At 70.0% G+C, this 13,298-nt stretch carries 12 protein-coding genes; 10 read left to right on the top strand and 2 right to left on the bottom strand.

Annotation, left to right across the window (positions count from 1 at the left end):
* Nucleotides 1-232: 232 nt before the first annotated feature.
* From AAHZ94_RS05280 to AAHZ94_RS05270, 3 genes are all read left to right on the top strand, one after another.
* Entirely contained in the window at nt 233-1,669 is a 1,437-nt protein-coding gene (locus AAHZ94_RS05280; RefSeq protein ID WP_349990930.1) for an NAD(P)/FAD-dependent oxidoreductase, read from the top strand.
* Nucleotides 1,670-1,730: 61 nt separating this feature from the next.
* A complete protein-coding gene (locus AAHZ94_RS05275; RefSeq protein WP_349990928.1) occupies nt 1,731-5,939 on the top strand; it encodes a type I polyketide synthase in 4,209 nt (1,402 codons plus the stop codon).
* Nucleotides 5,940-6,099: 160 nt separating this feature from the next.
* On the top strand, nt 6,100-6,453 hold the full coding sequence (locus AAHZ94_RS05270) for an acyl carrier protein (RefSeq protein ID WP_349990927.1): 354 nt from the start codon (nt 6,100-6,102) through the stop codon (nt 6,451-6,453).
* Between the two features lie 330 nt (nt 6,454-6,783).
* On the opposite strand, the gene AAHZ94_RS05265 is transcribed toward AAHZ94_RS05270, so the two are convergent.
* Nucleotides 6,784-7,635 (bottom strand): alpha/beta fold hydrolase, encoded by an 852-nt coding sequence (locus AAHZ94_RS05265; RefSeq protein ID WP_349990926.1) that lies wholly within the window; start codon nt 7,633-7,635, stop codon nt 6,784-6,786.
* A gap of 76 nt (nt 7,636-7,711) precedes the next feature.
* Between AAHZ94_RS05265 and AAHZ94_RS05260 the strand changes: the two genes are divergently transcribed.
* The 7 genes from AAHZ94_RS05260 to AAHZ94_RS05235 all read left to right on the top strand — a co-directional run bounded on the left by AAHZ94_RS05260 (nt 7,712) and on the right by AAHZ94_RS05235 (nt 12,989).
* Nucleotides 7,712-8,308: a sigma-70 family RNA polymerase sigma factor gene (locus AAHZ94_RS05260; protein WP_349990924.1), complete on the top strand. Its 597-nt coding sequence runs from the start codon at nt 7,712-7,714 to the stop codon at nt 8,306-8,308.
* A gap of 92 nt (nt 8,309-8,400) precedes the next feature.
* Nucleotides 8,401-8,682, top strand: a complete 282-nt coding sequence (locus tag AAHZ94_RS05255) for a hypothetical protein (protein WP_349990923.1) — start codon at nt 8,401-8,403, stop codon at nt 8,680-8,682.
* A 139-nt stretch (nt 8,683-8,821) separates the two neighbouring features.
* The gene (locus tag AAHZ94_RS05250) at nt 8,822-10,444 is read left to right on the top strand and encodes a hypothetical protein (RefSeq protein WP_349990921.1); all 1,623 of its coding nucleotides are present in this window, start codon (nt 8,822-8,824) and stop codon (nt 10,442-10,444) included.
* 54 nt (nt 10,445-10,498) lie between these two features.
* The gene (locus AAHZ94_RS05245; RefSeq protein ID WP_349990920.1) at nt 10,499-11,116 is read left to right on the top strand and encodes a hypothetical protein; all 618 of its coding nucleotides are present in this window, start codon (nt 10,499-10,501) and stop codon (nt 11,114-11,116) included.
* A gap of 401 nt (nt 11,117-11,517) precedes the next feature.
* Nucleotides 11,518-11,835 carry a hypothetical protein gene (locus tag AAHZ94_RS05240; protein ID WP_349990919.1) on the top strand — a complete coding sequence of 106 codons (318 nt, stop codon included), beginning with the start codon at nt 11,518-11,520 and terminating at the stop codon, nt 11,833-11,835.
* Between the two features lie 147 nt (nt 11,836-11,982).
* On the top strand, nt 11,983-12,390 hold the full coding sequence (locus AAHZ94_RS36340) for a zinc finger domain-containing protein (RefSeq protein ID WP_502964578.1): 408 nt from the start codon (nt 11,983-11,985) through the stop codon (nt 12,388-12,390).
* On the top strand, nt 12,288-12,989 hold the full coding sequence (locus tag AAHZ94_RS05235; protein WP_349990917.1) for an alpha/beta fold hydrolase: 702 nt from the start codon (nt 12,288-12,290) through the stop codon (nt 12,987-12,989). The genes AAHZ94_RS36340 and AAHZ94_RS05235 overlap by 103 nt, the downstream gene beginning before the upstream one ends.
* 115 nt (nt 12,990-13,104) lie before the next feature.
* On the opposite strand, the gene AAHZ94_RS05230 is transcribed toward AAHZ94_RS05235, so the two are convergent.
* Nucleotides 13,105-13,298, bottom strand: a 194-nt coding sequence (locus tag AAHZ94_RS05230; protein WP_349990916.1) for a hypothetical protein, incomplete at its 5' end; no start/stop codon positions are given.

The following is a 13,298-nucleotide window of genomic DNA, read 5'->3' as shown; positions in this document are numbered from 1 at the left end:
ACGCCGGGGATCTTCGTGCCGTACCAGCAGGTGGGGCGTTCGCCCGGCGGGTGTCGTCGGGCGGGGTCCTCGTGCGGCGGGTGCCGGGCGGGCCCGGTGCGGCCGGGGCACCACCGCGTATGTCCGCCGCCCTCACAACTCTCCCGTCGGCCGCTCGCGCCAGGGGCCAGCGCCTCACATCGCCCATCTGGAACAGCACGGGCCGTCTCGGGGAAGGGACGAAAGCATCACCATGACCACACCGAAACATGGAATCGTTCTGGGCGGCGGCTGGGCCGGAATGCTGGCTGCCCACGTGCTGGCCCGCCATGCGGAGACCGTGACCGTCATAGAGCGCGACGTGCTGCCCGACGGGCCGCGGCACCGCAAGGGTTCGCCGCAGGGTCGGCACGTGCACGTGCTCTGGTCCAGCGGTGCGCGGATCATCGACGCGTTGCTGCCGGGCGTGATCGAGCGGCTGTTGAAGGGCGGTGCGCGCAAGGTCAACTTCCACCAGGACCTGGTGACGTTGACGTCGCACGGCTGGCAGCACCGCTTCCCGCCCCGGCAGTACGCCATCATGTGCACCCGTCCGTTCCTGGACTGGAACGTGCGGGACGAGATCCTGGCCGGCGGCCGGATCACGGTGCGTCAGCGTACGGAGATCCTGGATCTGGTGGGCGACGGCAGCCGGATCAGCGGGGTGCGGGTGCGGGACGTGGACAGCGGGGCGACCGAGACGCTGGGCGCCGATCTGGTGGTGGACGCCTCGGGCCGTGGTTCGCGGCTGCGGCACTGGCTGTCGGCGCTCGACCTGCCGCCGATCGAGGAGGACATCGTCGACGCGGGCATCGCGTACGCGACCCGTATCTACCAGGCGCCGCCCGGTGCGACCGACGGCTTCCCGGCGATCAACGTCGCCGCCGACCACCGGGTGCGCGAGCCGGGCCGTTTCGGTGTGGTGTATCCGCAGGAGGACGGCACCTGGATGGTGACCTTGTCCTGCACCCGGGGCGCCGGGCTACCGACGTCGGACGAGGAGTTCTTGCCGTACGCGCGTACGTTGCGGCATCCGCTGGTCGCCGACCTGATCAGTTCGGTCGAGCCGCTGACGTCGGTGGCCGTCTCCCGGGTGGGCGCCAATCGGCGGCTGTACCCGGAGCGGCTGGCGCAGTGGCCGGAGGGGCTCGTGGTGCTCGGGGACGCGCTGGCCGCGTTCAATCCGATCTACGGGCACGGCATGAGCACGGCCGCCAGGGCCGCCGCGGCGCTGGACGAGCAGCTCGCCGCCGGTGGCGAGGGCGCGGGCACGGCGCGGCGCATCCAGGCGGCGATCAGTGCGTCGGTGGACGATCCGTGGATCATGGCGGCGTCCAAGGACGTGGAGTACGTGGGCTGCCGCATGAACGCGAAGGACCCGCGGCTCACGGGTGGGGCAACGGCGCGGCAGCGCTTCTCCGACCTGATCGCCGACCGGGCCATCAGGTCCGCCGGGGTGTGTGACGTGGTCACCGACGTCATCAGCCTGTCGGCGCCGCAGTCGGAGCTGGCCTCCAACCGCTTCCTGTCGTTGATGCACCAGGACCGGCTGTTGCCGGAGTTGACGGCGCCGCCCCTGACCCCCGACGAGCTGTCCCTGGTGCAGCTCAGCCCGGCGAGCCTGGCGGGCGTCAAGGGCGTCACCGGCTGACCCGTACAGCACTCGGTCCGGTCCGCATCGACGGCCTAGGCGAGAAAGGCCCGCTCTTTCCATGACGAACGAAGAAAAGCTCGTCGACTACCTCAAGTGGACTACGGCCGAGCTCCATCAGACCCGGCAGCAGGTGCGCGAGCTCCAGGAGCAGCGGCAGGAGCCGATCGCCATCGTCGGGATGGCCTGCCGGTTCCCCGGCGGCGTGCGCACGCCCGGGCAACTGTGGGACCTGGTGGTCGATGAACGGGACGCCATCACCAGCTTCCCCACCGACCGCGGCTGGGACCTGGAGAACCTGTACCACCCCGATCCCGAGCACCACGGCACCTCCTATGTGCGGGCGGGTGGGTTCGTGCACGACGCGGCCCATTTCGACGCCGGGTTCTTCGACATCGGTGACCGCGAGGCGCCGGCGATGGAGCCTCAGCAGCGGCTGCTGCTTGAGGTGGCCTGGGAGGCCGTGGAGAGTGCGGGCATCGCGCCGCACACCCTGCGCGCGTCGGCGACCAGTGTGTATTCGGGTGTGATGTACCACGACTACGCGTCCCGGCTGACGGAGATCCCCGAAGGGTTGCTCGGTTACGTCGGCAACGGCAATGCGGCCAGCCTGTCCGCCGGTCGCATCGCCTACACCTTGGGGTTGCAGGGCGCGGCGGTCTCGCTCGACACCGCGTGTTCGTCCTCGCTGGTGGCGATGCACCTGGCGGCGCGGGCGCTGCGGCAGGGTGAGTGTTCGCTCGCGCTGGCCGGTGGCGCCGCGATCAACTACACCGCGAGCGCCTTCCAAGTCGCTTCCAGCCAGCGGCAGTTGGCACCGGATGCGCGCTGCAAGTCGTTCGCGGACGCCGCCGACGGGATGGTGTACTCCGAGGGGGTGGGCCTGGTCCTGTTGGAGCGGCTTTCGGACGCCCAGCGCAACGGGCACCGGGTGCTGGCCGTCATCCGTGGCTCGGCGATCAACCAGGACGGTGCCAGTACGGGCATGGCGGCGCCCAACGGCCCGGCCCAGCAGCAGTTGATCAGGGACGCGCTGGCCAGCGCCCGGCTGACGCCGACGGACGTGGACGTGGTGGAGGCGCACGGCACCGGTACGGCCTTCGGTGACTCGATCGAGTTGCAGGCGCTGCTGTCCACCTACGGCAAGGACCGGCCTGCCGACGATCCGCTGTTGCTCGGCTGCATAAAGTCCAACATCGGTCACACCCAGGCCGCGGCCGGCATCGCCAGTGTGATCAAGATGGTGGCGGCGATGCGGCACCGTACGCTGCCGCCGTCGCTGCACGTGGACCGGCCGACCCGACTGGTGGCCTGGCGTACGGGCGCGGTGCGGCTGGTGACCGAGGCGACCGCGTGGCCGGAGCGGGAGCGTCCGCGGCGGGCCGCGGTCTCCTCCTTCAGTGCCAGCGGCACCAATGCGCATCTGATCCTGGAGCAGCCGCCGGCGCAGCCCGCCGCGGACGCCCCGGTACCGGAGCCGGCCGCCCCGGCCGGCGGGGTGGTGCCGCTGCTGGTCTCCGCCCGTACGGAGCAGGCGTTGGCCGGGCAGGCCCAGGCACTCGTGGCGCACCTGGGCGGGGCCGATGACCTCAGCCCGGGCGATGTCGGGTGGTCCCTGGCGACGACCCGTACGGCGTTCGAGCAGCAGGCCGTGGTGATCGGCGCGGACCGCGAGGAGTTGCTTGCGGGGCTGGCGGCGCTGGCGGCCGGCCGGGCGCATCCGACGGTGGCGGGCCCCGAGGTGCTGCGGCCCGGTGCCCGGGTGACCGGCGCGGGCACGGTGGTGTGGGCGTTCGGCTCCACCGACGGGTGGCGTCCTGGGCTGGGTGCGGAGTTGTACGAGCGGTTCCCGGCCTTCGCCGCGGCCTTCGACGAGGCGTGCGCGGCCTTCGACACCTGGCTGGAGCGACCGCTGCGCGAGGTGGCGTTCGGTTCGGCGCCGGGCAGTGCGCGTCTGTTGGAGTCCGCCGGATACGCCAGGGCCGCGCGCTGTGCTCTGCACCTTGCGCTGGCCAGGTTGCTGCTGGCGCTCGGCAGCACGCCGGACGCGGTCGTCGGCACGGGTGCCGGGGAGATCGCCGCCGCGCAGGTGGCCGGCGCGCTGACGGTGACCGACGCCTGTGCGCTGGTCATCGCCGACGCCGAGGGCCCGCAGCAGGTGCGGCAGACAGCGGCCGGTCTCGACTACCGGCGGGCCACCATCACGGTGCTGTGTGCGCGTACCGGCGAGGCGGTCACCGATGCGGTCGGCACCGCCGACCACTGGATCGGCCGGAGCGCGCGGGGTGCGACGGGTTCCGCGGACGGCCTGGCCGAGGTGCTGACCGGGGCGGGCGTCCTGGTGGACCTCGGGCCCGAGCCGCTGTGGGAGCCCGCTCTGGTGGAGGCCGTGGGTGTGCCGCTGGTGGTGGGCGCGCTGGCCCCGGAGCGGCCCGAGGTGCGGGCACTGCTGCATTCGCTGGCCCGGTTGCATCTGTCGGGCCGGGCCGTGGACTGGCCCGCCGTGTTCACCGGTGGGCCGGCGCCGCGGACCGTGCCGCTGCCGACGTACGCCTTCCAGCGGCGGCGCTACTGGCTTGAGGACGAGCCGGCGGCCGACGCCCCGGCCGCCTGGACACCGGCCGACACGGCGTTCTGGGCCGCTGTCGAGCAGGCCGATCCGGCCGCGCTGGCCCGGACGCTCGGCGTGACCGGCGACGACCGTGCCCTGCTCCAGCAGGCGTTGCCGGCCCTGACGGCCTGGCGCCGGCGCCAGCAGTGGCAGTACCGGGTGGGTTGGCGAGCCGTGGCCGACGCGGTGGACCCTCGGCTGTCCGGACGGTGGCTGGTGGTCGCCGTGCAGCAGCAGCCGACCGATGAGGACACCGCGCGGCAGCCGGGCGGGCAGGGCGGGTCGGCCGACGGGTTGGCCGCGACGGTGCGCGGTGCGCTGGCCGACCGGGGCGCCGATGTGGTGCCGCTGGACGTGGAGTTGACCGGCGCCACCGGCGCGCAGTGGTCCGAGCAGGTGGCGCGGGCCGCCGCCGGGCAGCCGCTGGCGGGAGTGGTGTCGCTGCTCGCCCTGGCCGGGCAGGAGCCAGCGCCGTCCGCTGACGGTACGAGCCCGGACGGGCCGGGTCAGGCCGTGGCCCCGACGGTCGTACTGGCCGACGCGCTGGAGCGGGCACAGGTCGCGGCGCCGCTGTGGGTGTTGACGCGGGGCGCGGTCCAGGTGGACGCCGGCGATCCGCCGGCCCACCCGGCGCAGGCCGGCCTGTGGGGCCTTGCCGGGGCGCTGGCAGCGGAGCGGCAGAGCGCGTGGGGCGGCGTGATCGACCTGCCCGTACGCTTCGATGACCGGGCCGGGCGCCGGCTGGCCGGCGCGCTGCTGGCCGGCCACGGTGAGAGCGAGTTGGCGTTGCGGTCCGACAGTGGCTTCGCCCGCCGGCTGGTACGCGAGGTGCCGGCCGTCGCCGAGACGGGCGACGCGGCGCTCCGGGGCACGGTGCTGATCAGCGGGGCGGCCACCGCCGCCGGCCGGTACGCGGCTCGCTGGGCGCTGGATTCGGGCGCCGCCCACGTCCTGCTGGTGGACGCCACCGCCCCGGACGACGCGTGGGTGACCGAACTCGGTGCGCGGGCCGGGTCGGCCGGCGCCCGGGTGTCGGCCGTGAGCGCGGACCTGGCCGAGGCGGCGGAGGTCGCCCGGGTGATCGCCGCGGTGCCCGCCGACGCCCCGCTGACCGCGGTGGTGCACCTGGCCAGCGACCTCCCGCAGGAGGCCGGCCCGTTGGACGCCGACCGGCTGGCTGGCGAGTGGCCGCGGGCGGTGGCCGCTGCGGCGCACCTGTGCGCCATCGGCCGCGAACACGAACTGTCGGCCGTGGTGCTGTGCTCGTCGATCGCCGGTGTGTTCACCGGCCCCGGCCTGGGCAACCAGGCGCCCGCGCACGCGTACCTGAACGCGCTCGCCCAGCAGCACCGGGCGCAGGGCGTGCCCGCGGTCTCCGTGTGCTGGGGTCCGGTGGACGAGCCGAATCCGGCCTCGGGCGCCGGCAAGCAGTTGCGTGGCAACGGCGTGGCGGCGCTGCCCGAGGCCGCGGTGGGCGCCGCGCTGCGGCAGGCGGTCACGGCGCGGCCGGCGGCGCTGGTGGTCGCCGACGTCGACTGGGGCTGGGTCGCCGCGCACGCGACCGAGCTGGGCGCGCGACAACTCTTCGCGGACCTTCCTGAGCTGCGGCGACAGCCGGCGCCAGGGCAAGCCGCGGCCCCTGCCCGTACGCCGTCGTGACCGGCGGCTGCGCACCGCTGGGCTGGCCCGTCGTCCGACGGCGGCCGGGCCAGCACCCCCTAGGGCCGGTCACGGCCCGGCACGAGTTCTTGGGGACGGCCACCCCCGTCGGCGACGCCGGCGGCCACGTCCCGAAGCCCCAACCAGACGGGAGAAAGTGATGCAGACGGACAACAGCGAGGTCAACCTCGACGGCACCGAGTTGCAGAAGCAGCTCGCCAGCGCCTCGCCGGAGGAGCGCGAGGCGATTTTGCGGGAGACGGTACGCGCCCAGTTGGCGGGCATCCTCTCCCCCACCGTCATCGAGGACGACAGCAACTTCCTTGAGAACGGGCTCACTTCGCTCACCGCGCTGGAGCTGACCCGCAACCTGATGACGCTGACGGACGTGGAGATCCCGCTCGTCGCGATTCTGGAGTACCCGACCCCGGCCGCACTCGGCAACTACCTGGCCGAGGCGTACGCGGCGGTGGCCAACGGTGAGGCCGCGGCTGCCGGCAGCACCACGGAATAGCCGGACGGGCGGAGCCATGGCTCGCGCCCAAGGCGGCCACCAGCCGCCCCGGAGCCGACCCACGGCCGCACCACGCGCCGCACCAGGAGCACGCCACGGCCTGGTGCGGCGCTGTGCATGTCTGGCTTGGCGCGGGTTTGGGCTGTCGTGGGGCTGGCCTGTCATGGGTCTGGCCTGTCGTACGTCCGTGTCGCCGTAGGCCGCGGTGTCGGGCGCGCGCGGAGCCGGACCCTGCGCGGGGAGCCGCGAGATCCGGCCGCTGCCGATGGTGGCCGCGGGACGTCCGGGGCCTTCATGCCTTCGTGTTGGGGCGCCGCGAGTCGGATCGGCTCAGGTGTGGGAGTGCCCGCCGAGGAAGGCCGTGGTGGCCGCCACGAACTGGTCGGGGTCGTCGAGCCACGGGTAGTGGCCCGCGGCCGGCTGCACCACGAGCGTGGCGTGGCGGAAGACCGTTGCGAACTCGGCCGCGACCGCCGGCGGGCTGTTGACGTCGAACTCGCCCGTCAGCAGCAGGACGGGCGCGACACAGGAGGCGAGCGCGGCACGCGTGGCCTCCGGGGTGAAGGCGCCCTCGGCAGCGAAGCGGGCGACGGCCTCCGAGTTGCTCGGCCGGCTGGCCGCGTGGTGCTGGCGCGCCGCGGCGTCCCACCGGCCCCAGAAGAAGGGGGCGACGGCCTCCCAGTCCTCGCCCGTACCCGCGGCAATCGCCTGGAGGGCGTCGAACGCCGCCGGGAACCACGGCTCGCCCTTCCGGAGCTGCGCGACCGCACGCCGCATCTCTGCCGTGACCGCCAGGCCGACGGCCCGGGGGCTGGGTCCGATGAGGACCAGTTTGCTGACCCGTTCCGGGTACCGGGCGGCGTACTGCGTCGCCGTGTTGGTGCCGGCGGAGTGGCCGAGGAGATCGACCCGCGGCAGGTCGAGGTGGACGCGCAGCGCCTCGACGTCGTCGACCAGCCGGTCGCAGCGGTAGGTGGAGACGTCCTGGGGAACCGCGGACCGGCCGGTGCCGCGAAGGTCCAGGACGATCAATCGGCGGTGCGCGGACAGACCACCGAGGTCCCCGAGGTAGCCGGAGTCCGCGGGACCGCCCGGGATGCAGAGGACCGGTTCGCCGGCACCGATCACGCGGTACGAGAGCCGGGTTCCGTCGGTCGCGGAGAACGCGGAGTAGGTCGCCATGGGGGCGGATAATGCCAGCCACGACCTGGCATTACAACTAGGTTATGACGCTGGTTGCATGGTGTATAACCGGGTGGTGGCAGATGAAGAGAGCCCTGGGCGAACGCCCGAGACGCTGACCGAGGAACAGGCCGGGCAACTGCTCGCCGACATGAACGAGGCCATCCGCGCGGGCGAGGAGATGCGCACGCTGCGCGCCGAGATGGTCAAGGTCCTCGCGGACTACGGCTGGACGCAGGAGCGCATCGCCCGGCTCACGGACATGAGCCAGCCCGCCGTGTCCAAGCAATTGGCGAAGCACAGGTCCGACGGGCCACGCCCCCCGATGGACGTGTCGCTCGGTCAACGCGACGTCCCCTGGCTCGAAGGGCGGCTCTGGGGTCTCGCCGAGGAAATCTCCGAGGTCCTGAATGACGCCGCGCACTGCACTCGCGACGTCCACGCGCTCGCGCGCGGGAGGAGACGCTTCACGCCGCAGAACGTCGACGCGCTGCGGCGTCTCGTCGAAGAGGACCTGAGGGCGCATCGGGCGGAGCTACCCGCCGCCTTCCGGAGCGCGTACGACGAGATCAGCCGTGGCCTCGACGTCCCGGCGCAGGTCACCACCCCCGACTCGGCATCGGTACGCCGCTCAGTCGCCCACCACATCCAGCGCGACTTCCTCAAGGGGTGACACGCCTCGGCCGCCCGTATTTGATTTTCTGAGGTTACCGGGGCCGTGCTCGGCGACGTTGGTCCGGTCATGACGACCGGAGGGAGCTTGGAGTGCGGCAGGAGTGGGAGCCAGAGGACCTGGTCGAGGGCGAGTGCACTGGCGCCGGCAGCGGGCGACACATGAAGCTCAAGCGGGTCCGCGGCAAGGAGGGCACCTTCTTCGCCGAGATGGAGAAGATCCCGCTGGTCGGGGTGGTGCGCGAGGAGTGGCGCAAGGCAGTCGTGGATGAGCGCGGCCGGGTCGAGCGCGTCCCGTACGAGCTGTGCGTGCTCGTGGCGCTGCGGGATGCGCTGCGGCGCCGCGAGATCGAGGTACGGGGCGCGAACCGGTGACAGAACCCGGAGGACGAACCGAGGCGTATCCGCATGCGCGCTACCACACCTTCGAGATCGAGTGGCACGGTCAAGACGGTCGTGTAAGCCTGGATTAGCGGGGTGCATCCGTGGCATTTGTGGCTCCAGGAGTTGGCATATGGCCCTCATTGAGCTCGAACTTGGTAGGCCGAATTTCGAAGCGATGGCGTTGCTGGCTCTTTCGGCCTCCCCGATCCCGGGCCCGACGTTCACCGCCATCGGGGCAGACCGACTTCTTGCGTCGATGAAGTGGTCATCGGCCACCCTTGTGTCTTCCGTTCCGGGCAGCGTCAGCGGGCCCGGGGCGGTGTTGACGAAGTCCTCAGTGGAGATTCGGCATGTGAGCGTCGATGAGCTGCTGGCAGACCCGAACGCGACCGGAAGCACTGTGACAGGGACGGCGTGGGTTCACTGGACGCTGACGCTGGCCGGGCTTCAGGGGCGGCTCATCCGGCTCGAAGCAGCCCAATCGCAGGTGTGGCAACAGGGGCTCATGATTTGCGAGCGCAGATTTCGGCCACCGCTTGCCGTTATGAAGTCCGCCATGCTCGCTGGCCCGAAAAGCATCACCTTGCGGTATGCCACTGTGAATTCCGATGATTTGCTTGTGCCAGCAGCGAATCGGCTCGACGAGGCCGATGGCAGTTGGCACCTCCACGTCTCCAGTGGAGTGTTCGTTGACGAGATGACAACACTGTTTTCTAAGATACTTACCCCGCCGCCGAGTGGCATGGAAATTGAAGACGCTCTCAACGTGACCTGGACTTCTGTCGGTGGAGGCGGCGGCGGTTGGGGGGTGCGCGCCCAGGTTGGTCTTGAGAAGATCGATGCCTGCCCCGCGCTCATCGAGGACGTCGATGTATCGGTCGATGTCACCACCACCCTTCAGCTTGTTCCGGACCCGGGCAAGGAGACGCTAGGGCAGCGACTTCGCGTCGAGGGTGATGCCTCTGACTGGGATGTATTTCGGTGTTGGGCGGGAAGCGGCGGACTGGGCAGCTTTGTACTCATCAGCCTCGGCACCGGACTAGTCGGCATCGGGGCTGCCGTTGGCTCCTTGGCGCTCATCGGCGGAATCGTGCAGGACGGAATCGCCAAAGAGATCGCCAAATTGGATGCAGGACCGTTGAAGCTCGTTGAGAGTGACGACAGTTCAAGGACCTTTGCGGGTTCACGAGCGCTGCCAGGACGGGGCATAGGTTCAATCAACAGCGCGAGCACTGGTCCAGAAGGCCTGTCCGTCAGGGGTAGCCTTCCGCCCATCATTCCGGTGACTCATCAAGCTTCATTTCATCCGAACAGTGATCCCGTTGATGGCGCTTGGGCCGGTGACTATGTTTGTGGTGCGGGAGGCCTTGGCGGAGGGTGGCAGCAGAGATTCTGCTGGAATCCGATTCTCATCTCAGATCGGGCCGTCATACTTGCGGGCCTAGTGGATAAAACTTACGCCTGGGTGCCAGTCACAGTGTTCCCAACAAGCATGGTAACTCCTGCCCCGGGTTGGCATATTGACCATGATGACCCCGTATCGGATCAGGTCGTTACGGTTACGGGTGACGAGTGGCTTGCCGGCGGCGGCGAAGGTTTTCTTATTCTTCACACCAGTGCTGGCATCCGCCGCTACAGGATGGATGTCCCGGCGGCGCCCCCCTCGCCAAGTCCCGTAATCATCGCGCAACATGCGGCCAAGTGCTTGAAATGGACGGAAGTCTTCCTGGATCCACAGCAGGAAATCAAGTAGCTCGCGGATCCGCCGCCGTATGACTTCGGCCGGCCACCACTGAGGCAGTGGCAGGTGACGTTTGCCGGTCTGCCCGCCGCAGCGAGTTTGGTCCTGCGTGCCCGTGGCGACGGGAAGGTGGCATCTCTGCTCGAACTTCGAACCGGACCTGGCGGACCCGCATCTTTGGAGGTCATCACCGATGCGACGACCGAACTCGAACTGGAATCTTCCATGCGCGAAGCCACGCAGGCCCGAGTGCAACAGCGGTGGCTCCTTCCGCGCGACTCGGTCGCCTTTGATGCCAATGTGAAATCGATCGTTCGGTCGGGCGATAATGTTGTCGCCGTAACCGATAACGATATGGGCCATCTCATCAACGTGAGCGAACGACTAGAAGTGATGACGTCAACGAGTGGCGTGACCAGTGCCCTGCGCGACCGAGAAGGCCTACTCATGTGGGGCCAGAGTGGCGTATTCCGGATTCTCGACGGTCGACTTCAGTCGGCAGACGAAGCGGTACCCAGCACACGACAAAACGGGGATGGACCGTGCGTGCTCTACTCCGAGAGCAACCAGCAACCCCAGTCCTCGATCCTCCGGAGCATACCGCTTCGGAGGAACCGTGTACTTGCAGCCGTCGACCGCTCAATCATCATCGCCACCCCATTTGAAATTAAGCGAAAGAAGTGACGGCATCCTGCTCGGCAGCAATTTAATACCGAGCTGTGCGGTGAACGGAAAGAAGTCGATACGGAGGAGGGATTCAAATGGGGTGCTGCATGTGTCCGGGACTGGGCCCCGATGCGCCCGGCGGAGGCCATAACTTCCCCAGCCCGTCGCTAGAACACTGTAGAATGCAGGACCCATTTGGAACATGCGCCTGGTCCCCCAGCGACTGCCCGTCTGATTTCTGCTTCACGAATGTGCTGGCGTCCCATCTTACGAGTGAGGCATATCGAGGTGATCCTGTCGTTTCCTTGGCATCATGGGGAACCTTCACGTTCTTGTACGATCTCCGGGACCATGTTCTGTCTAAATCTACTCCAGGGCGACGTCTTCTCTCGTTGTATCGACAGTATGCGGATGGGCTGGTGCGCGCCATCAAGTCGGATCCGTCCCTGTACCTGGAGACCATGACGATGTTTGTGCATCTCTCGATCACAGCCAGCCATGTTGTTCGAGCGAACTTTGGTGTTCCCGGCGCATCCGAGCGGCCAATCGGCGAAGAGCTGGTCGATACCTGCCTACGGCTTGTTGATCGACTTGAGTCCGTTGCCGAAACGGAGAGATCCGCCGAGTTGCTGGCCTTCCTGCGCGAGGTCGGAGGTGAAATGAAAGTTCGGGCCGCCAACCGGGAACTCACAGCAGGGCAGTTGCTGGCTTGGCTGACTGATTCCGCTGAAGCGTGACACTGGCAAACGGCCCTTTGCGCGGGCAAGATCAATCACGGCCCCCAGGCACCAGATGGACTCTGATTCATTCACAGAACCCGTTCTCGCTCAAAGCAGGGCAGGTCCCCTTCTGAGACTTGCATTGCGCGGAAATCCAGGCCCCTGATGGGCCCTCAGCAGCCTTCCCCGAACCACCAGCCGGGCGCCGACGACGTCGAACAGCGCACCTGTCCGACGTGTGAGGCTCAGCCCGGTTCGCCGTACCGCTCGCGCGGCGGCGCGGTCACCTCCGCCTCACACACCCGCCGCTTCATGAAGGCCCCGGCTGAAGAAGGCGCTGCGGGTCCCGACACCAGCCGACCTCACGTCCGCCCGGCACGGCCACTGCCGCACCCCACCGCGCTGCCCCGCCATCGCACTTCGGTCGTGCTCCGGCCGCGTTGTCAGACCCCTCGGCTACGGTGCGATGCATGGCGAATTTCGTACTGGTCGCAGGGGCTTGGCTCGGGGCGTGGGCGTGGGGCGAGGTGGTGCCCGAGCTGCGGGCCGCGGGGCACGGGGCGCATCCGTTGACGTTGTCGGGTCTGGCCGAGAGGCGCGGTGTCGCGGCCGGGCAGCAGACGCACGTGGCGGACATCGTCGACCAGGTGGAGCGCCTTGACCTGCGCGATGTCGTGCTGGTCGGCCACAGTTACGCGGGCATCCCGGTAGGGCAGGCCGCGGAGCGGATCGGTGGGCGGCTGGCCCGGGTGGTGTTCGTCGACTCCAACGTGCCCCAGGACGGGGTGTCGTTCACCGCCGGCATGTCGGGTGGCCGGCAGCAGGCCGTGGAGGCCGTGATCGCCGATGCCGGTGGCTGGTGGCCGCCGCTGGCCGCGGCCGACTACGTCGGTGAGGGGCTGGCCGAGGAGCAGATCGACCGGATCGTGTCCGGTTCGACGCCGCATCCGGGTGGCTCGTTGACCGAGCCCGCCCGGTTGTCGGGCCCGCTCGGCGCGCTGCCCGGAACGTACCTCAAGTGCCTGTTGGACGGCCCCGAGCCGCCGTCGGCCGCGGTCGAGCCATTGGCCAGCGGCGCATGGCGCCGGGTGGAACTGGACACCGGACACTGGCCGATGTTCTCCGCACCGCACGCCTTGGCCCGGGTGCTGCTCGATGAGGCCGCCATATGACCTGAGCGTGCCCGGGCCCAACCTCGGCCCCGGTCCCAGCCGTGCGGGCCCCGGGCTGGGACGAGTCGGGGTGTATCCGTACGGCGGCCCCATCGCCCAGGCCGGGCGCGGCGGGTCACCCCGTGCTCTGGGCGAGCTGCCGTGCCTGTCGCGCAGCAGGGCAGCAGGTGCAGGGCGCGACGGTCGGGCGCAGCCCCGCCGCGGGGCCGGAGAGGGCCGAAGCGGGGCCGCCGGCCCGGGGGCGGGGGGGGGGGGCGGGGGGGGGGGGTGGGGGTGGGGGGGGGCGGGGGGGGGGGGGCGGGGGGGGCG

The organism is Streptomyces sp. HSW2009 (assembly GCF_040240285.1).
Taxonomy (GTDB): domain Bacteria; phylum Actinomycetota; class Actinomycetes; order Streptomycetales; family Streptomycetaceae; genus Streptomyces.
The sequence above is the reverse complement of the archived record's forward strand: the minus strand, read 5'-3'. Positions and strand labels throughout refer to the sequence as shown.

Bases quoted from the DNA above. Each gene is read 5' to 3' on its own strand.
- AAHZ94_RS05265 (WP_349990926.1), bottom strand. From the start codon at position 7,635: ATGGCGACCTACTCCGCGTTCTCCGCGACCGACGGAACCCGGCTCTCG.
- AAHZ94_RS05250 (WP_349990921.1), top strand. From the start codon at position 8,822: ATGGCCCTCATTGAGCTCGAACTTGGTAGGCCGAATTTCGAAGCGATG.
- AAHZ94_RS05270 (WP_349990927.1), top strand. From the start codon at position 6,100: ATGCAGACGGACAACAGCGAGGTCAACCTCGACGGCACCGAGTTGCAG.
- AAHZ94_RS05235 (WP_349990917.1), top strand. From the start codon at position 12,288: ATGGCGAATTTCGTACTGGTCGCAGGGGCTTGGCTCGGGGCGTGGGCG.
- AAHZ94_RS05275 (WP_349990928.1), top strand. From the start codon at position 1,731: ATGACGAACGAAGAAAAGCTCGTCGACTACCTCAAGTGGACTACGGCC.
- AAHZ94_RS05280 (WP_349990930.1), top strand. From the start codon at position 233: ATGACCACACCGAAACATGGAATCGTTCTGGGCGGCGGCTGGGCCGGA.
- AAHZ94_RS36340 (WP_502964578.1), top strand. From the start codon at position 11,983: ATGGGCCCTCAGCAGCCTTCCCCGAACCACCAGCCGGGCGCCGACGAC.